The organism is Campylobacter troglodytis (assembly GCF_006864425.1).
Taxonomy (GTDB): Bacteria; Campylobacterota; Campylobacteria; order Campylobacterales; family Campylobacteraceae; genus Campylobacter_D; species Campylobacter_D troglodytis.
In genome coordinates, this window is record NZ_QHLI01000010.1 from 14713 (window position 1) to 33203 (window position 18491).

At 36.8% G+C, this 18491-nt stretch carries 12 protein-coding genes and 2 tRNA genes; 1 reads left to right on the forward strand and 13 read right to left on the reverse strand.

Features of this window, described 5'->3' with window-relative positions; all coding sequences use genetic code 11:
- Positions 1-151 precede the first annotated feature (151 nt).
- The 11 genes from DMC01_RS03435 to DMC01_RS03485 form a co-directional block, all read right to left on the reverse strand.
- Entirely contained in the window at positions 152-1303 is a 1152-nt protein-coding gene (locus DMC01_RS03435; RefSeq protein ID WP_142692888.1) for a type ISP restriction/modification enzyme, read from the reverse strand.
- Positions 1275-5096 (reverse strand): type ISP restriction/modification enzyme, encoded by a 3822-nt coding sequence (locus DMC01_RS03440; protein ID WP_142692889.1) that lies wholly within the window; start codon positions 5094-5096, stop codon positions 1275-1277. The genes DMC01_RS03435 and DMC01_RS03440 overlap by 29 nt, the downstream gene beginning before the upstream one ends.
- 108 nt (positions 5097-5204) lie before the next feature.
- Positions 5205-5711, reverse strand: coding sequence for a restriction endonuclease (locus tag DMC01_RS03445; RefSeq protein ID WP_246058983.1), 507 nt, complete (start codon positions 5709-5711; stop codon positions 5205-5207).
- 13 nt (positions 5712-5724) lie between these two features.
- Complete coding sequence (locus tag DMC01_RS03450; RefSeq protein ID WP_246058984.1) at positions 5725-6561, reverse strand: SAM-dependent methyltransferase; 837 nt, start codon at positions 6559-6561, stop codon at positions 5725-5727.
- Between the two features lie 473 nt (positions 6562-7034).
- Entirely contained in the window at positions 7035-7838 is an 804-nt protein-coding gene (gene kdsA, locus DMC01_RS03455) for a 3-deoxy-8-phosphooctulonate synthase (protein ID WP_142692891.1), read from the reverse strand.
- On the reverse strand, positions 7798-8751 hold the full coding sequence (locus DMC01_RS03460; RefSeq protein ID WP_142692892.1) for a DMT family transporter: 954 nt from the start codon (positions 8749-8751) through the stop codon (positions 7798-7800). The genes kdsA and DMC01_RS03460 overlap by 41 nt, the downstream gene beginning before the upstream one ends.
- Positions 8752-9240: 489 nt before the next feature.
- On the reverse strand, positions 9241-9462 hold the full coding sequence (locus tag DMC01_RS03465; RefSeq protein ID WP_142692893.1) for a hypothetical protein: 222 nt from the start codon (positions 9460-9462) through the stop codon (positions 9241-9243).
- A gap of 87 nt (positions 9463-9549) precedes the next feature.
- Complete coding sequence (locus tag DMC01_RS03470) at positions 9550-10470, reverse strand: DMT family transporter (protein ID WP_142692894.1); 921 nt, start codon at positions 10468-10470, stop codon at positions 9550-9552.
- A gap of 667 nt (positions 10471-11137) precedes the next feature.
- Positions 11138-11213 (reverse strand) — tRNA-Met (locus DMC01_RS03475).
- Between the two features lie 76 nt (positions 11214-11289).
- Positions 11290-11364, reverse strand: a tRNA-Gln gene (locus DMC01_RS03480).
- Between the two features lie 63 nt (positions 11365-11427).
- A complete protein-coding gene (locus DMC01_RS03485) occupies positions 11428-12234 on the reverse strand; it encodes a ChaN family lipoprotein (RefSeq protein ID WP_185908660.1) in 807 nt (268 codons plus the stop codon).
- A gap of 164 nt (positions 12235-12398) precedes the next feature.
- Between DMC01_RS03485 and DMC01_RS03490 the strand changes: the two genes are divergently transcribed.
- Positions 12399-14942, forward strand: coding sequence for a TonB-dependent receptor (locus DMC01_RS03490; RefSeq protein WP_185908662.1), 2544 nt, complete (start codon positions 12399-12401; stop codon positions 14940-14942).
- Positions 14943-15711: 769 nt separating this feature from the next.
- Here DMC01_RS03490 and DMC01_RS03495 read toward each other — a convergent pair.
- Both DMC01_RS03495 and DMC01_RS03500 read right to left on the reverse strand, forming a co-directional pair.
- Positions 15712-15963 carry a hypothetical protein gene (locus DMC01_RS03495; protein WP_142692897.1) on the reverse strand — a complete coding sequence of 84 codons (252 nt, stop codon included), beginning with the start codon at positions 15961-15963 and terminating at the stop codon, positions 15712-15714.
- A 302-nt stretch (positions 15964-16265) separates the two neighbouring features.
- Positions 16266-18368 (reverse strand): tetratricopeptide repeat protein, encoded by a 2103-nt coding sequence (locus DMC01_RS03500; RefSeq protein WP_142692898.1) that lies wholly within the window; start codon positions 18366-18368, stop codon positions 16266-16268.
- Positions 18369-18491 lie beyond the last annotated feature (123 nt).

Genomic DNA, 18491 nt, shown 5'->3' on the forward strand with positions numbered 1-18491 from the left:
GCCGTGCGGAGGGTTTTGCTTAGGCTTTCACCTCGCAACTCGTTGGGTGGATAAATTCGCATTTTGTCTGAATTTATTGATCTTTGCTAAATCCTTGAATTTTTACAAGCTCTACAAAAGATTTAGCATTTTTGCCCTGTGTTTTTAACGCTCACACTAACTCAATTTTCGCGATTTGCTTTTCGATTTCAAGGCTTTTGTGTAGGGTTTTAATAATGCGTTCAAAGTGGGCGTAGTCGAGTTTTTCTTTATCGCTTGTTTTGGCTTTGCCAGTGGCTTTGTGGGATTTTAGGTATTTGTCTAAAACTTGATAGCCTCCGATTTTATACTCCCACACAGCCCTTTCAACGCCCTTAAAATGCAAGCTTTCATTGACAAAAATTTCTTTTGAGTCCGCATTATAGGCGATTTTTGAGATGATTTTATCATCGCCGTTGTCAATCGCCACGCCCACGTCATTTAAGCTTTCATCGTTTAAGTCAGCTTTCATTAAATGCAAAGTTATAAGCTCGCCTCCTAGCTTGCTTAAAGCCAAAAAGCTCTCTTTGCTTGCTACAAAGGGGATTTTTGGGTAATCAATCTTTAAAAAATCCAAAAATTTCTCTCTGTAAGTTTTATGATAAAGCACGGCGTAGATATAGCCTAAAATCGCCTCTGGACATAAGGTAAATTCAGCTTTGTGCGATAAATCGGGGAGTTTGCCACTCGCTTCGTCAATAGACTCTTCTGTCTTATTTCCTCGCTCGTGGCTACACAACCCCGATTTCTCATCACAAATCTTAGAATTTACAAATAGCATAGGATTAGCGTTAAAATCTGCCTCACTCCATTTATATTTGGAATCTATGAATTCACGGAATTTGGGGGTGAAATTTTCTACAAATGAAGCCTTCTCATCTTGCGAAGTGGCATTATCCAAAGATAAAGCCCCCTTGCCTTGCGAAGTAGGGTTTGCCAAAGATAAAGCCCCCTTGCCTTGCGAAGTAGGGTTTGCCAAAGATAAAGCCCCCTTGCCTTGCGAAGTAGGGTTTGCCAAAGATAAAGCCCCCTCCCTTGCGGAGGGGGTTTGGGGGTGGGTGAATTTTGCGTTAGCAAAATTTTTATCTTGCGAAGTAAATTCTGCCTTAGCAAAATTATCATTTAAAGCATTTTGAATTACATTTAAAACGCCCTCTAAATTTTCCAAAATTTCATTATTCCAAAAGCGTAAAATTCTAAAATTTTGACTTTCTAAATAGAAATCCCTTTGAATGTCGGAGTGATTTATGGAATCTTTACCCACCCCCCAAACCCCCCTCCGCAAGGGAGGGGGGGTTTAATGTGTCGCCCTCTTGCAAGGGAGGGCTTTTTGTATCCACGCTTTGCAAATTGTGGGGGCTTTTTCGCTCGTCATTTATGGCGTGTTGCGAGCCATCGCACTCGATAATCAGCCGTTTTTCAAGGCAAACAAAGTCAGCGATGTATTTTGAGTCGATTACAAATTGCCGTCTAAATGAAAAGCCTAGCTTTTTGTTTCTCAATTCTTGCCAAAGTTTGTTTTCGGCGTCTGTGGGGTTTTTTCGCATCTTGCGGCTAAATTCTTTCATATATGGGGCAAGTGGGCGGTGGCTTGGGGCAGATAAAGTTTCATTGTTTGTAGGATTTGCCAAAGGTAAAGCCCCCTCATCTTGCGAAGTGGCATTATCCAAAGATAAAGCCCCTTGCTGTGCGGAATCGCTTAAATAAGCCCCCTCCCTTGCAAAAGTTGAGTTTGCCCCATTTAAAGCTCCCTCCCTTGCGGAGGGGGTTTGGGGGTGGGTATTTATGGCGTTATTTGAATTTTCCACGCCTTTATCTTGTGAAATTTGTGAATTTTCTTTTGAATTTATCTTTAAATTCAAGGTATTTGTTGAATTTTTTTGTGTTTTTGGGGTTTCATTGTTTGTTTGGGTTTTTTCACCCACCCCCCAAACCCCCCTCCGCAAGGGAGGGGGGCTTTTTGTATCCACATTTGCAAGGGATGTATCCAAATAAGCCCCTCCCCTTGCGGGAGGGGTTTGGGGAGGGGTATTTGTCGCAAGGGAGGGGGACTTGTCTGTGGTTTTTGCCACGCTTGCTTTGCTCGCTCGCAATGACGACAAGGATTCCCCCTGCCGTGCGGAGTTTGCCACCTCAGACTCCCCCCTCCCTTGCGGAGGGGGGCAAGGGGGGTGGGTAGAATGAGCGGTTTTTTCTTTTTGTGAATTTTGCGTTTTTAGGTAAAGGGGGAAAATATAACTGCCACTGCCATTCAAATGAAAATCAATGATTTTATCGCTAATAAATACATTGTTAATTTCTTGCAGTTTGCAACCTCTATCGCAAATTAAACCCACATTCTCGCAGCCCAAAAAATGTTGCATTGTATCCTTTACACAACGCCAAACCAACTTGTCCTCGTAAAAAATGTATTTGAAATCAAAGGGGCGATAAGCGATTTTTTTAATGTATTTTGTTAAATCCTTTTCGTTTTGTAAATTTTGCCAACCCTTTAAAATATCCCAACCTTGCTTTGTTTTGACATTGAATTTAGTGTGAAGTTCCTTTGTGCTTGGCGGAGAATTTTTAAAATCCGTGAATTTTTGCAACAATTTTTCTTTGTCATTTTCTATCACAAATTCATCGTGTGCGGTTGTAATGCCCACGCCCGAAACCTCAAAAATATCCTTCACACTCCAAAATGCCTCATAAAGCTCACGCAGTTCGTCATTTTGCGGGATAAAAAGATAAAAGGGTGCTTTGGGTTTTAGCTCTTTAAATTCAACTGAATTCAAGTCGTTTTCTTTTAAAAACTTGTATTTATCCTTGCGTTTGCCGTATAAATCGTAGTGATAAAGCTTGCATTCAGGGACATTTGAGTAGGATTTCCAAAAAATCATAGGCGGTTTGGTTTCGTTGATTTGTGCGGGTGTGGGCTTGTTTTTGGCATTTGTTTTCACAAAGATATTTATGCTAACGCCTTGCATAATGTCAAAGACATTTTCATCCTTGCTACCATCGGGGGCAAGCTCTTTTTTGCGGGTGTTGCCGTGCAAATCTAAGATGTAGATTTTGTCAAAATTGTTGAGTAAATGCCATCTCATACCGCGAAAGGTAGGGTTATCCAAAAAGGCGTTGTTTGTGATGATGGCGATGATGCCTTTTTCTTGCCTTTCGATTTTGCTTTCGGCAAAGCGGATGAATTTGACATAGTCATCTTGTAGCATTTTGGGATTTTTTTCGTCTAGGTAAATGGGGATGATTTCTTTTGGGTTTTGTTCCTTTGGCTTTGTGCCGCAGTAGTAATAATGTGCTTGAATTTTGCTTAAACGCTTTTCGTCCTTGTCCTTTGGCTTGTAGATATAATCGAATTTGTTTTGGCTTGTGGCGTTGTAGGGAGGATTGCCTGTGATGATTAGGATTTTGAAATTTTGCTTTGTTTCCTTAACGCCTTTTGACTCTTGTTTTGAGCCAAAGAGGGTTGCTACCTCGCTTACCTTGTCTTCTAAGGTGTTTGTAAGAAAGATATTTAGGCGCTCATCATCTTTTAGGGCATAATCAAAGCTGTTTTTAAGGGCTATGCTTAAATTTAAATGAGCGATGGCATAGGGTGCGATGAGTAGCTCAAAGGCTCTAAAATTAGAAATGAGCCTGCGTAAATCATCATAATAGCTTGCAGGCTTATCTTTAAGGGCTTTGTTTGACTCAAAGGCTTGATAAAAGGCTTCTAGCAAAAATGCCCCCGTGCCTGTGGCAAAGTCTAGGAGCTTAATCTCATCGTTTTTTGTAGCTGTTTGCAAACCTCTTTCAAAGCCTAAATCCTGCTTTAAGCACAAATTCACAGCCTTTATGATGAAAGAAACTATGGGTTCAGGCGTGTAGTAAATGCCCTTGTCCTTGCGTAAAATCTTGTTGTAATGGCTTATGAAATTTTCGTAAAAGTGTATGGCTGGGTTTGCGTGAATTTTTTCATCAAAAAGGTCTAAATCCTTGCTGTGCTTGCTGAATTCTAGCAATAAATCCGCTGTGCTGATGTGGTTCATAAGTGCTAGAATGTGGTCTAAAATCCATCTAAGCCCCTCAAAGCGGTTTAGGACTTTGAGCGTATCAGAAAAGCTGTTTAAAAGCTCAAAGGAATTTGGTATGAAGTCTGTAACATTGTTTAAAGTGATGGGGGTGTTGTAGCTTGAGGCTGAATTTGCGTGGCTTGAGCTTGAATTTGTTGCGTTTGAGGCTGAATTTATATGGCTTTGTGCGTGGCTTGAGGCTGAATTTGAGGCGGTGTCTTTGTGGAATTTAGCCAAAAATAGCGAATAAACAAGGGTTTGAGCGAAGTTGTCGGCAAAGTCATCAAAGGAAAGCTCATCGTAAAGCCCTTTGTGAAAGGTCTCGTAAAGGTCTTTAATGCGTTCGTTGTCTTTAAGCTCGATAAGCTCATCTCTAATGAATTTCGTAGGCACGACAAGGGCGGCGGCAAAGTCTTTTGCGGTGCTTATGGGCTTTGGCGTGCTTGAAAAGAAAAGGTTGAAAAAGTTTAAAAGCTCAACTTCTTTGGCGTTTAGGGCTTCTTGGCTGTCTTGGTGCTTGAGGGATTTTGGATTTGTAAGGGTTTTTAGGGTGTGTAATTTGCTGTCCGTGTTTTCATTTAGGGTGCAAAGGGCGAGCTTTTGAGGGGCTAGAATTTTGCCCTTTTCATCCTTTTTAACTCGCCAAAAATTCAAATAATCCGTTAAGATGAGGTTGTCTTGGAGCTTTAAATAGCGAGCGATTTGGGCGTTTTCGTCCTTGTTTGCCTCGTCTATTAAGGCTTGCAGATTTTCATTTACGCGTTTGTTTTCAATGTAGCCAAGTGTCAAGCTGCCCTCAAGCACGGTGAAATCAGGTCTGCCGAGTGATTTTTGTTTGCCTTTAAATTCAGCACTAGCCCCAGTGCTTGAGGCTTTGAAGTCAGCACTGCTTTGCTCGTGGATGATTTTGACATTTTTGTGCTTTTCGGCGAGGGCTTTAAGCAGATTTTCAAGCGGAGTGCGGTAGGTATGCTCATTATCGCTTTCTTTTATGTCTTTGATGGCTTGTAAATAGCTTGATAAAATTTGCATTCTTATCCTTTGATTTAGGTCTAATCAATTTATTGTCGCTTGTAACATTATAGGGATTTGTGATGAAAATTTACAAAATTTTCACAAAATTTTACCCAAAAATTTCTTTTAATTTACTCTCAAAATTTTCAATTTTTCAAGATCTTTTAGGGTAAGAGTGAGTTTGTAATTTGCTTGATTTTGCGGATTCATAGCCACTATTTGTTTAGGTTTTCCATCTACATTTAGATAAAATTTTCTTGTTTTGTGATTGTAAATTTTCTCTCCACTTACTATTTTAAAAAAGGCTGCTTTGGCACTTAAACCTACGCAAATAATGTATTTGCAGTTATAATTTGGATTTATACCATTAAATTGAAAGCTATCGTTTTTTAGTCCCTTGCGTGCAGTTTTAATTTCAATTTTCGTGCCGTCCTCAAGACAAATATCGAATTCATCGTGGATTACCTCGCCAAATTCTTGCATTTTTATGCCTAATTTTTCAAAGACAATTTTTACAAATTTTTCGCCAATTTGCCCTACTGCATTGCCCTCAAAGTCGTTGATTTTCTCAAAAATTCCATTTTCTTTAAATTTTGCTAATTCATTGTATTTTTCATCAATTAAATCTTTCAAAATCTCATTTAAATCATTTCAACCCCTTATCCTCCAAAAGCTGAAAAATATGGCTTTTGCCTATGTGATAGCAACCATTTGTCGCCTTTGTTGAGTAACGAAGCCAATCGGCATTTAAAAACAGCTCGTCAAGTTCTTTTTTGCGTGCTAAATCATTGTAAATAATGGCTATACCGCTTTTGTATTTGACTTTATCAAAGCTATCAACAACCGCATTTTCCTTAAAAAAAGTTGAGCTTAAATAAAAATTCGCCTTTTTGTCAAAAATCCATTCTTTCCCACATTCTCTATTTTTTGCAAGACTTACCGTAACTACCCTTAAAAGCTCTAAAAATGGCTCTTTGCCACTATTTTTATACCAACTAAATTCACGCTTTTGGCTTTTGTAATTTTTGCTATAAATTTGAAAGCAACAATGCACATCAGCGTCCTTGCCTTGAGGCGTATAAAAGCTATTTTTTGGCAAAATTTCCTCGTAGATTAAATGCAGATTTTGTGGCACTCGGTAGCGAATCGAACCCTTGCCAAGACTTTGAAAAAACATAGGCAAGATAAAGGCGACAAAATCGGCATTTTGTGCGTGTTTTATGAACTCTAACGCTAAAACGCCGCGATGCCCAAAAGGCGGATTTCCTATGACTACAAAGGGTTTTTGCGGTAATTCATAGGCTAAAAAATCACTTTGTGTAGTGTTAAATTCAGTAGGCTTGATGTCAATGCCGATTTTATTTTGTGGCAAAAGCCTAAAAAACGCTCCATTTCCAACGCTTGGTTCGATAAAAATAAATTTGCTTAAATCCTCTTTTTCACCCACGATTTCACAAAACTTCTCAAAAAGTCTTTTGGCGATTTAAGGCTTTGTAAAATACTCATCGAATTTGTTTTTGGCGTTGTCTTTCATAAAATTGCCGTTTGTGTAGCGAAAAGCCTTGTTCATTGCGATTTGCCTTTAAAATTTGAAAAATTATAAGGGATTTTGTTGAAAAATTAGTAAAAAATTAAGCCATTTTAAAAAAATGTGAATTTTTAAAACCTCCTCCCTTTCGTCCTTTCCAACACGACAAAATCTCAGATAATCCTTTGACTTTTTAAAACACTAAGTTATGAAGGCTTTAATGTTTGTAATTTTGCTAGTTTTAATGTTTAGCCTTCAAAATTTGTGGCTAAAAGGCAAATTCACTTTTAAATACTTTTGAAAATTTAAAAACACAGTCTCTTTTTAAGCTGGGATTTGCTCTTTGAAAAGCGAGGTTTTTACTCAAGGTCCAATTCAAGGCTTTGAATTTCACATAAGTTTTAAGCATAAGAATTCAAGGCAAAAATTCACACACAATCAGCTATCTTAAAAAGTGTATCTACGCATTCTTTTAGCCGCTTTGGTGTTAGCTGATTACTTGCATCGCACAAGGCCTCGCAAGGATTTATGTGTGTTTCAAAGAAAAAGCCATCTACGCCCACAGCAGCAGCTGCGCGTGCTAAAGGCTCGATAAACTCGCTTTTTCCCCCACTTTTTCCGCCTAGCATTCCTGGCATTTGAACGCTATGTGTGGCATCAAAGATTACAGGGGCAAACTCACGCATTATAAGCAAGCTTCTCATATCTACTACAAGATTTCCGTAGCCAAAGCTTGATCCTCTTTCAGCCACAAATACACCGCATTTCTTGGCTGCTTCGTAGCCCTCATTACTTTCTCCTCTTGTTTGTAAGATCTTTTTGATGCTGTATTTTATGTCTGCTGGGTTTAGAAACTGTCCTTTTTTTATGTTTATTTTTGATTTTGTCTTAGCTGCTGCTACGAGTAAATCAGTTTGGCGACACAAAAAGGCAGGGATTTGAAGCACATTAGCTACTCTTGAAACAGGCTCTGCTTGATTGCTTTCGTGTATGTCTGTTAGAATTTTCATCTTAAATTTTTCTTTTACTTGGGCTAAAATTTCAAGCCCCTTTTGAAGTCCTGGTCCTCTAAAACTTTCTATGCTTGTGCGGTTTGCCTTGTCAAAGCTTGATTTGAAATAAAAATCTATTTTTTCGTGTGAATTTAAATCACTCAAAGCCTCAGCTACATTAAATACTAAATCTTTGCTCTCAATGACGCAAGGTCCTGCTATGAGTATCATTTTTTTCATGTTTATCCTTTTTTATTAAAACTAAGCCACCAAAAACGACCCCTATTATACCCATAAATACCATAATGCTTGGCAAATCATCCCCTAAGATAATGCCAACAAGCAAAGAAAAAACCACATCTAAATAGCTAAGTCCTGCCACAATGCCAGCCTTTTTTGCCACCCCATAAGCCTTGGTGATGTGAATTTGATAAATGGCACCCAAAAGCCCCATTATGATGATAAAGGCCCAGGCCTTTAAATTTGGCATAACAAAGGGAGCTATGATGAAATCAAGCCACTGTGGTGCGTAAAATTCACCAACAATCATAGAACAAAAGGGCATTAATGCCCCTAAAAAGACAAAGGAAAAGGCTATTAGCTCGGTAGAATAATACTTTCTTAATCTTCTAGCACTAGTAATTGCTAGGGCTCCAAAAAAGCCACTTAACACTCCAAGGCTTGAATTTTTTAGATCAAAGCCTGTGTGATTGTCAGGATTTGCCCAAGGCTGAGAGATGAAAAGCACACCTACAAAGGCGATTAAAACCCCAAACCACCCACGAAAGCCTATGCTTTCTTTAAAAAGCACAAGGGCTATGAGGGTTATAAAGATGGGAGCTATCTTTTGAAAGGCAAAGGCTCCTCCAAGGGAGATATTTGATACATTGTAAAAAAACAAGTAAAGAGATAAGGTCCCAGCCAGTCCTCTAAATACAAGCAAAAAAAGATGTCCCCCTTCTTTGTGTACTCTAAGATGCCTAAATAGATAAAGTATGAAAAAAACGCCTACTATGTTGCGAAAAAACATGATCTCAATGCTTGGCAAACCCTCATCGCTTAAAATCTTAGCACAGCCTCCAACGAGGGCAAATTCTAAGCTTGCAATGATGACAAAATAAATGCTAAGATTGTGTTTTATGATGCGAAGCATAACTGAGCCTTTGGCTGAATTTTTACGCTATTTTAATGAGTTTTGCTTAAAAAAAGTTAAATTAGTTTCGTTTAAAATATTTTAATTTGTGCAAGAAGATCTTAAAATTTGTGTGCGAGAAAATTTTAAAATTTGCAAGGCAAAATGAAAAATAAATATATACTGTGTTTTCTAAATTCAAGGTCTAAGTTAGGAAGCTTTTTTTAATTTTTGCATTTTGCTTTTAATAGCGATTAAGTCAAAGAGCTTTTAAACTCTTTTTGACCTTACTTGCAAAAAACAGTGCCTAATAATAAAGCTAGCTTGTAAAAACACAGTGTAATCGTTTAAAACACTGCTACCTTGCCTTGACTGAATTTAGAGGCGAAAAAAATTTATTTTTGATTTGAAAAATCCTCTGGGTTTGGCAAATAATATTAAGATAAAAAATTCAAGGAAACATTTTTATTTAAATTTGGCTTTTTCAAAAAAGGTGTTGAGTTGCCGTTCTTAGCCTACGGACGAAAAATCCATAAATTCAAGGAATTTTTCTATAAATTCATTGATTCTTAAAACACGCAAAGAATGACAAAGATTTTGAGATATTTTTGCAAGGGTTAAGCTTGTAATCCTCTGATCTCTTTGCTTAATATGACAATCTTTGCGGATGAATTGGGCTTTATTTAGTAGTGAGATGTCGGTGGCCTTGTTATACCCACCCCATAAATCCATTTTTTGCAAAGAATGACAAAGATTTTATCTAAAAGCAAATTTGAAAAAGAAAATTTGTTAAACTTGATAAAAGCACTATGAAGGCTTTTATGTTTTATTTTTATCCAAAACCAAGATAATGCCTCCTCCTATAATGCCAAGTATGCCTAAAAACACCATAAAACTAGGGAAGGCATCTCCTAAAAAAAGCCCCAAGATCAGCGAAAAAACCACATCTAAATAGCTAACCCCTGCGACAATGCCCGCTTTTTTGGCTATGCCATAGCTTTTTGTAAGATGGATTTGATAAATGGCACCAAAAAAGCCCATAAGGGCTATGAAGCCTAAAGCCTTTAAATTTGGCATCTTAAACTCACAAAGCAAGAAATCAAGCTCTTTTGGAGCATAAAACTCACCCACAAGCATAGAACAAAGCGGAACGAGAGTTCCTATAAACATAAAGGAAAAGGCTATTTTTTCAGTGGTGTAGTAGTGGCGAAGCTCTCTTGCACTTAAAACAGAAACGGCTGAAAAAAAGCCACAAAGCACACCTAGGATGGAGTTTTTGAGATCAAATCCTGTGTGAAATTCCTCGCTTGCCCAGGGCTGGGCTATTAAAAGCACACCGCAAAAGCCTATAATAATGCCAAACCACCCACGAAGTGCTATCACTTCTTTGAAAACAAAGAAAGCCAAAAGGGTAGCAAAGATAGGAGCACTTTTGTGAAAGGCGTAAGCCCCGCCAAGGCTTATATGCTCGATATTATAAAAGAGCAAATAAACAGAAATGACCCCAGCTATAGCGCGAAAGATTAAAAGCCCCAAATGCCCTCCCTCTCGCTCTTTGAGGGTGGATTTTTTATAAAGATAAAAAAGATAAATAGCTGCTATGATATTTCTAAAAAAAACCACCTCAATGGCTGGTAAATCCTCGCTTAAAAGCTTTGCAAAGGCACCTACAAAAGAAAATTCAAGACAGGCTAGCACCATAAAATAAACGGCTAGATTATGCTTGATGATGCGAAGCATTGAAAACTCCTTGAATTTTGTTTCTTTATATCGCTTACATATTAAAAAATGTGAATTTTAAATGTGAATTTTATAAGTTGCAAATTATATTTTAATAAATCTTTTATCGAAAAATAATTTTTTGATTAAGCGGGGCTTGAAAATTTTAAGCACTTGGCTAAAAAATTCAAGCTTATAAATCAACGCTACAAAGCTCTTAATTAAAACAATATTATAACTCAAATTTTAAGTTTGCTTTATGAAAAACATTCATTTATGAGAAAAAGCTTAAAAGGATCTTTTGTCTTGCTAACTTAAAATTCAAGCCTTAAGGTTTGAGCCACCAAAACTTAAAAAAATCTTAGAAAAGCCTTCTGCATAAGACTTAGAAAAAATTTTAGATCAAGATATTTTAATGGGATTTATCTTATCAAGTTTAATAAATTTTGATACTGTCTTGAGTCAAAATGTGATTTGTCAATTTCTAAGCTAGAAGCATTAAAGACTTTATGAGGCGAAATCTTTGTTTAAAGGAAGTTAAATTAAGCTTGAATTTAAAACAAACTTAAATTTTATTCAAGTTGATAAGAAAGTTTCATTCAAGTATCTTTTGACTAAGTTTAATTAAGATTAAATCTTTAAATTCAAGGGGATTTTAAATTGTTAAGAAAGGAAGTGGCAAAAGTTTTGGTTGCAGAGGGGAGATTTGAACTCCCGACCCCCGGGTTATGAGCCCGGTGAGCTAACCACTGCTCTACTCTGCGTTTTGCATAAAAGCACCCTTTGTAAGAACTGCTTACAAAGAAGATTAACTTAGTATGTTTAAAATGATGCAAAGAATGGATGGGGAGGAGGGATTCGAACCCCCGAATGACAGGACCAAAACCTGTTGCCTTACCACTTGGCGACACCCCAATAAAAAGTGAGATTATAGTTAATTTTAGCTTAATTGTCAATGAAATTTAAGCCCTTTTAAACTCAGCTTCCAAAATCAAAGATGAAATCCGCCTCATCCTTGCTTACACCATCCTTGCTTAAAGCCACCACAACAACAGACTTTTTATCATCTAAATCCCTTAAATGCAAGGGTACTCCAAGTTCCTTACTAGCGTGATACATACCTGTTAGTAAGATGGCTTTATTTTTTTGCTCCAAAAGCCTTAAAGCCATAGTTCTATCCTTATACTGCTGTGCCTTTACGAAGAGCTCTGCTACTTCTTCTTTCATAGGATGAAAATGAGTTATGGCATCTTTAAGTATGCTTTTAACCCTATCATTTATAGAATACTTTCCGCGAAGGGCTTTCATTTTGTTTTGATAAATCAGTTCTAGCTTGGATCTAGCTAAATTTCCAGCCACAAGCTTAGAATCTGAGTAAAAAACATACTCCACCACCCTGCCATAATCCTCCCAGTCCCATTCATCTTGCCATTTTAAATTCAAAGCCAAATCCTCTTTTAAAATAGCATCTTTTTTCATCTTAGCCTCATTTATAAAGCCTTGCTTATCCTCATCCATCATCTCTAAGACAAGGCTTATGTTTTCTTTGTTTGCAAGGTATTTTACTATATTAAGCTCAGCTAAATGGTGATCCTTAGTGCCGTGGCTTTCTCCAAGTATGATTATGTCGTAGTTTAAAAGCTTTGATAAAAAGTCTTCATAAGAGATTTTTGCATTATCTTTGGTGCTTAGTATGCTAAAATTTTTCTTTTCAAAGCTTGTGAGATTTTTGCTTGAACAAGCTAGGATAAAAAACAAAAAAGGCAAGATTAATAGTTGTCTCATTATCATTTCCTCATACTTAAAATGAATGAAAATCTTATCATTTATAAAATTAAATTTTCCTAAATTTACACATTTACAAAAAAAAAAAAAAAAAACGAAATTTAAGAAAATTTATGAAAATATATATTATAATCCTTGCATATAAATTCAAGGAGAAAAATAGTATGAAAATAAAATTAGCCCTTGTGTTCAGTTTAACAGTAGCAAGTTTTGCAGATGATGAGCTTAAAAAATTTGAGCTTGAATCAACCACCATACAAGCAGATCTTTTTCCATATCAAAGCGGTTCATCTTTATCTCAAGAATATCTTTCAAAAAATCCCACAGGAAATGGCGATATAACAAGCATTTTAAGGGTTTTGCCAAATGTGCAATTTGACAACAAGGCTTTAAGCTCAAATAGCCCAGGCGAAATAGATCCCGCCAAAATAAGCATTAGCGGAGGGCTATACTATCAAAATGCCTTTATAATCGACGGTATGTCAGCAAATAACGATCTAACAGGAGGGGTTGGCATAGGCACAAGCTCTCTTGGCTTTAATGAAGACTACACCCCAGCCGAGCAAAGAGGCTTTGTGGGTCGCTCTCAAGCCTTAAACATCGACACCTCCTTGCTTGAAAGTATAAAGGTGCAAGATTCAAACATAGCAGCAAGCTATGGAGGCTTTACGGGCGGGGTTGTGGAGGCTACTACTAAAAGGGCTGAGAAGGACTTTGGGGCGAATATTTCTTATCAAATTTCACAAGGAAATGCAAATGAGGGAGCCTTTTCTCTTACAAACTATCATATCTTTGGGGATAAAGAAGCCTTTTTAAGATCTACCCTTGGTAGAAATCAGCCAAAATTCACAAAGCATTCCTTTCGCTCCTCTTTTGAAAGCAAGATCAATGAAAACTTTGGCATACTTGCTAGCTTTACCACTACACAAAGCATTATCCCTCGCAAAAACCCTGAGAGTATGGATGAAAATTCACAAGAAGTAGTTTATAAGGATAAAAAAGAATTAAGGCAAAGCTATAATTTCTTTGTAAAGGCTCATTATCAAGCCTCTGACAAGCTCTTTTTGGAAAGTTCTTACGCCTTTATGCCTCAATACAACAGATATTTTGACAGCGATGCAAAAGACTCAGATACCACCATCAAAATGGGCGGTCATCAATTTGGCACGAAGGCCATTATAGACAATAATTTTGGCTTTTTAACAGCAAGTGCCAATGTGAATTTCTTTGAGGAATCAAGACGCAGCAAGGAGGCTGTGCAAAAGCGATGGAGCTACTCAGCTACAAAGAACTGGGGCAATTCCTTTGGGGAGTCTTGGGAGGGTGGTTATGGAGATGAGGATATGAAACAAAATGAAGTTGATTTAAGGCTTACTCAAAATATCACTCCATATGCAAGTGAAAAATTTGAAAATGCCTTGAATTTTGGCTTTGAGCTTGGCTACACAAGGGCTTATTTTCATAGGCTTAAAGATTCTTATCTAGCAAATGTGGCACTTCCTCTTGCAAATGCAGACTGTGTGGATGAGTATTGCTATTTTAACCCATCTACAAACGAGGGGCAGTATTTCATGCTACTTCAAAGCTTTAAGGCAGGTAAATTTGCCCTTGATAGCACAAGTTTAGCCCTTTTTGCTGAGGATGAGATAAAGTTTGATTTAGGAAAGGGTGGAGGGCTAAATGCTAGATTGGGTCTAAGAATGGATCATGATACTTATATGTCAAAATACCCCCTTGCACCGCGTCTTGCTCTAAGCTACATAGCACCTTGGAAAAGCAGAACAAGCTTGAATTTAGGAGCTAATCGTTACTACGGACGAAGCCTTTTTGCTTATAGATTTAATGACGGCCTTGGTGCCTTGGAGGAAAATTATTTTAGAAGCGATGCAAATGAAGCCTTTGATGAGAATACCTTGCTTAATATAGGCACAAATGATACAAATTTCAAAAAGATTAAAATCCCTTATGATGATGAGCTAAACATAGGCATTACCCAACAGCTTGGAGCTTTTGAGCTAAATACAAAATACATCCACCGCTTCGGGCGCGATCAGGTAAGAAGGACCTGCATTTTAAACCAAAATGGAGAATGCCCTCAAAATCCCATTTATACCTATGATAACAACGGCAAAAGCGATAGCGACATAGTTGCAATTAGCCTTGCTAACTACGAGCCTTTTGAGCTAAGCATTTTTAGCAATTATTTTAGCCTTGCTTATGATTATACAAACACCAAAAGAAGCTACAACGACTACGCACAAAGCTACAATCCAGCAGCTACAAACACCTATGTGCTTTATAGGGGGTCTTTACAAAGAATAGCAGATCTCAATGTGGCAAATTTTGCCCGTCCTCATACTCTAAGGCTTAATACAACTCATTCTTTTAAGCTAGGCAGAACTAGTTATTTAATAAATAATTTTTTTAGATACAGAAGTGCTTACAAAACCACCATTTCAAGAGGAGGCTCTGGGTCCTTGGTGGATCCTTATATCTATGATGATACTCGCATAGGAGGTGCCTTAACCTGGGATATGCGTGTGGGCTTTGATCTAAGACTTTACAAAAGCATCTTTTATGCAAATATAGACATCTTTAATGTGCTTGATCGAACAGTTACAACAGTGTATAATAGCTCAAAAAGTAGCCCCACTTTAAGCTACGAGGTGGGAAGGCAGTTTTGGCTGCAAGTTGGGTATAGATACTAAACACGGAGTACGGAGAATATAATACAGAGGATGGAGGACGGATTACAAACTACAAGCTGCGGAGGACTGAATACGGAACTTAGATGGTTGAGGGCGGATTACGAAACACGGAACTTAGAAAATTTGCCTTGAATTTTTAAAGCATTTTGTGGGACAAAAACTTCTTTTTGTCAAAGAAATTTGATTATGTCTAAGAATACAAGGCTTTGTCAAAGAAATTTTATTTTAAAAAGAGGCTAGAATTTACAGAATACACTTCGTTTTCTAAAAAAGCTAGACTTTGTCAAAGAAAATTCTTTTTCTAAATAAGCCAACTTTACTAAATAAACTTTGTTTTTTAAAGAAACTTCGTTTTGAGTTACTGCACTTAGACAAGGCTTGTTATATTAAGGCTTTGTGCGAAAGATCTTTAAATTCTAAAAGCTACTTTGTCAAGATAGATAAATTCAAGGCTCAAAAAGTGTTGCTCTTTGTCTGCTTTGATGTATGCTGAGAAACTCAAAGCTTGTCATTTTAAGTGGCGAAAAATCTCTAAGTTGTAAAGTGATACTTCGCTTTACAAGAAGTAGGCTCACGACAAGAAGGATACTTAGTATGACAAATTGTTTTGTCATTGCGAGGGAGGCGGTAGCAGGCCGAAGAATCCAAATGATTTTTAAGCTTTGATTTTTTGTTTTTGAATTCTTAGCACACACTTAGATAAACAAAACTTCTCAGTTGCAAACTTAAAAGAACTCAAATTTAAAAAATTAATAGAGTTTTTTGCTTCTCAAATTTTATAACTTGCTATCTTTTTTAAAGGATCAATGTTATAAGCTTGTATGTCAAAATTAATATTTGACTCTTTTTCAAAAAAGTATTGAGTTGTCATTGAACCTATGGACGAAGAAGCCGTAAATTCAAGGTGCTTCTTTATAAATTCTTGGATTCTTGGCATAGGCTGGAAATGATAAAAAATGGACTTAGTATGACAAATTGTTGTGTCATTTTGAGGATGGCGAAGAAACCAAAGGATTTTCAAAATTTGCTTTTTGTTTTTGAATTCTTAGCACAGGCTTATAATGACAAATATGGTATTTTGTCTCAAATCAATACTTTTTTGAAAAAGAGCCTAAGATTTTTAAAAAAGAGTTAAATTTAAGAGCTTAGCTCGCATTCAGCATGATCTATAATTTTAAACCGTAACAAGCCCTTCTAAAAGCACCTCAAAAATGCTAAAATTTAAATTCAGCTTAATTTAGCACAGCCTGAATTTAGGCTTAAATTCAATAAGCAAATCAAAAGGCTATAAGAGCTTTTAAGCTAACAATTTCTTTTTAAATCTTAGCTTTTAGCTGCCTCACTTAAAGCCTGATCTTCTATTTGAGAAAGCTCTTTTAGAGCTTCTTCTTGAGCCTTTTTTTCTTTGAATTCTCTTTTGATCTTCCAAGCCTCATAGCAAAAAAAGTACATAAGCTGCCCACTCCACATCTTAGAATAAGCTCTCATCAAGGCCTCTCCTAGCTTGTAGGATAAATGTTCCTTGAATTTCTTTGCCTTTTCCCACTGCTCTTTTAGCTTGGCTACTTCGTTGGCGTGGGCTTGTTTTAGCTTGGCTACTTCGTCCTTGCTTGGATTACAAAGGGTATTTAGCCAGCAAAGATAGATGTTTTTATCGAAATTTAAGGCTATGAGATTAAGATCTTCTTTGTACTCTCCTCTTAAAAGCCCTACTGTGTAATTTTGATTTAGCTCAATTGCCTCTTTGTAAAACTCACCTGCCTTGTTAAAATCGCCCTTTTTTATGTAAAGGCTTGCTAGTTTGATCTTACATCCTAAATTTGTAGGATCAATTTCAAGCATTTTTTCAACTATCTCAATGCACTCATCCTCATCCTTTTTCAAAACCCTATAAGCCCAGTGATGAAGCAGGGCAAGTGAGCAAAGCTTATAATCTTCATTGCTAAGCTTAAATTTATTCAGATCCTTTTTTATAAGATCGTATTGTTCTTGTGGTGTCCAAAGTTCATTGATAGTTACTTGTTTTATGCCTCCAAGATAGCTAGCAAATAATTTAAACATAGAGCCCATAGAGCCATAAATCACAGTTGCTTTGGACATTAGCATTAGCTCAAAGAAGGCATTCTTAGCCTTTGAAAGATCCGTTTTGGGTAAAAAATCAGAGGCTATAAAGATGCTAACTTGTTCACTTTGGCTAAAATGAGCCTTGATGTCTTTTGCATAAGTTTGATCATCACAAAAAAGCATGATCTTTTTGTTCTCTTTTAGCCTAGATCTTACAAGATCTAAGATTAAGGGCTGAGGGAAGTAGTATATAAGTAGGGGGAAAATTCTATGCTTCCAGTAGTATACTATCTCGCTTTCTCTCATATGCAAGGCCTCATACTCAAAGCCAAGATCAGCTTTTTTTAAAAGCTCTTTATAAGTAGGAGAAAAATCAATGCTATCAAAAAGTGCCTTAAACTCTTTTTTATACTCATCCTCGCTTAGATCCTTCATATTTTGCCAAGCAGGTCTATAATAAGAAGCCACATGCCCAAAGCTTTCATAAAGAGGAGCTGTCAAAGCATCCTTCATAAGCCAAAAGGAGGCAGGCATACCATTTTGAGCTGGCTGGGTAAAGGGAAGCTTTAAACTTGTGTAAGAATACTTTTCTAAATACTCCTGGCTAAATACCTCATATTCTGTATCCGTTTGGCAGTATTCAATGTCTTTTAATCTCGTATTATCCCAGACAAAGCCAAATTTAAAGCCAAATTTTTTTGCAAAAAACATGGCATTTAGCTGAGAAAACATCCTTGATCCAAAGGCATCAGACCGTCTTGAAATGATTAAATGATGCCTTCTTTGAAAGAGCTTTAAATTCGCATTTAAAAGATCTTCCTCGCTTTGAAATTCAACTCTTAAATAACTAGGCTCATAAAGCCCCTCTAAATTTAGCTCAAAGCCACCATCTTCAAGTGCTATAAACTCGCTAAATTCTTTAATGCTCTCATCCTTTAAGCTAAGCCGCACAGCTTTAATAGGAGTTTGTGAGATCAGTCCCTCAGGTCTTAGCTCTTTAAAGCGAGGGGACGCTTGTGTTGGGCTTTGAGCGAGGGCATTTAACTCGTCTTTATTTTGCTGGTTTGAATTTTTTGTGCTTTCATTTAACTCTTTACTAAATTCATTTGAATTGTTTGTGTTACCTTTTAAAATTTGAGTTTGTGGGTTTATATCCTTATTTAAAGCTTTGTTTGAAACTGTGCTACTTGAATTTACACCATCTTTTAGGGATTGACCGTTTGTGTCTTTTAAAGAATTCTCTTTGTTTAAATTGTTTATCAGTGTTTTAAGATCTATCCCCCTAAGATCAGCCACAAGGCTTAAACCCTCTTGCTTAAATTCACAGTTTATTTCAAATAAATCCTCTTTTTTAAAATACATCTTCTTTCCTTAAATTTTCTATATAAAGCACAAGCTTGTCGTGTGTAGTATCTTGTAATAAGCTAAAAACTTGCTATCTAGCCTTTATTCAACAAGCATTTTTTAAAAAACATCCTTTTTAAT

Bases quoted from the DNA above. Each gene is read 5' to 3' on its own strand.
- DMC01_RS03440 (WP_142692889.1), bottom strand. From the start codon at position 5,096: ATGCAAATTTTATCAAGCTATTTACAAGCCATCAAAGACATAAAAGAA.
- kdsA (WP_142692891.1), bottom strand. From the start codon at position 7,838: ATGAAAAAAATGATACTCATAGCAGGACCTTGCGTCATTGAGAGCAAA.
- DMC01_RS03460 (WP_142692892.1), bottom strand. From the start codon at position 8,751: ATGCTTCGCATCATAAAACACAATCTTAGCATTTATTTTGTCATCATT.
- DMC01_RS03465 (WP_142692893.1), bottom strand. From the start codon at position 9,462: ATGGATTTATGGGGTGGGTATAACAAGGCCACCGACATCTCACTACTA.
- DMC01_RS03470 (WP_142692894.1), bottom strand. From the start codon at position 10,470: ATGCTTCGCATCATCAAGCATAATCTAGCCGTTTATTTTATGGTGCTA.
- DMC01_RS03485 (WP_185908660.1), bottom strand. From the start codon at position 12,234: ATGAGACAACTATTAATCTTGCCTTTTTTGTTTTTTATCCTAGCTTGT.
- DMC01_RS03490 (WP_185908662.1), top strand. From the start codon at position 12,399: ATGAAAATAAAATTAGCCCTTGTGTTCAGTTTAACAGTAGCAAGTTTT.
- DMC01_RS03500 (WP_142692898.1), bottom strand. From the start codon at position 18,368: ATGTATTTTAAAAAAGAGGATTTATTTGAAATAAACTGTGAATTTAAG.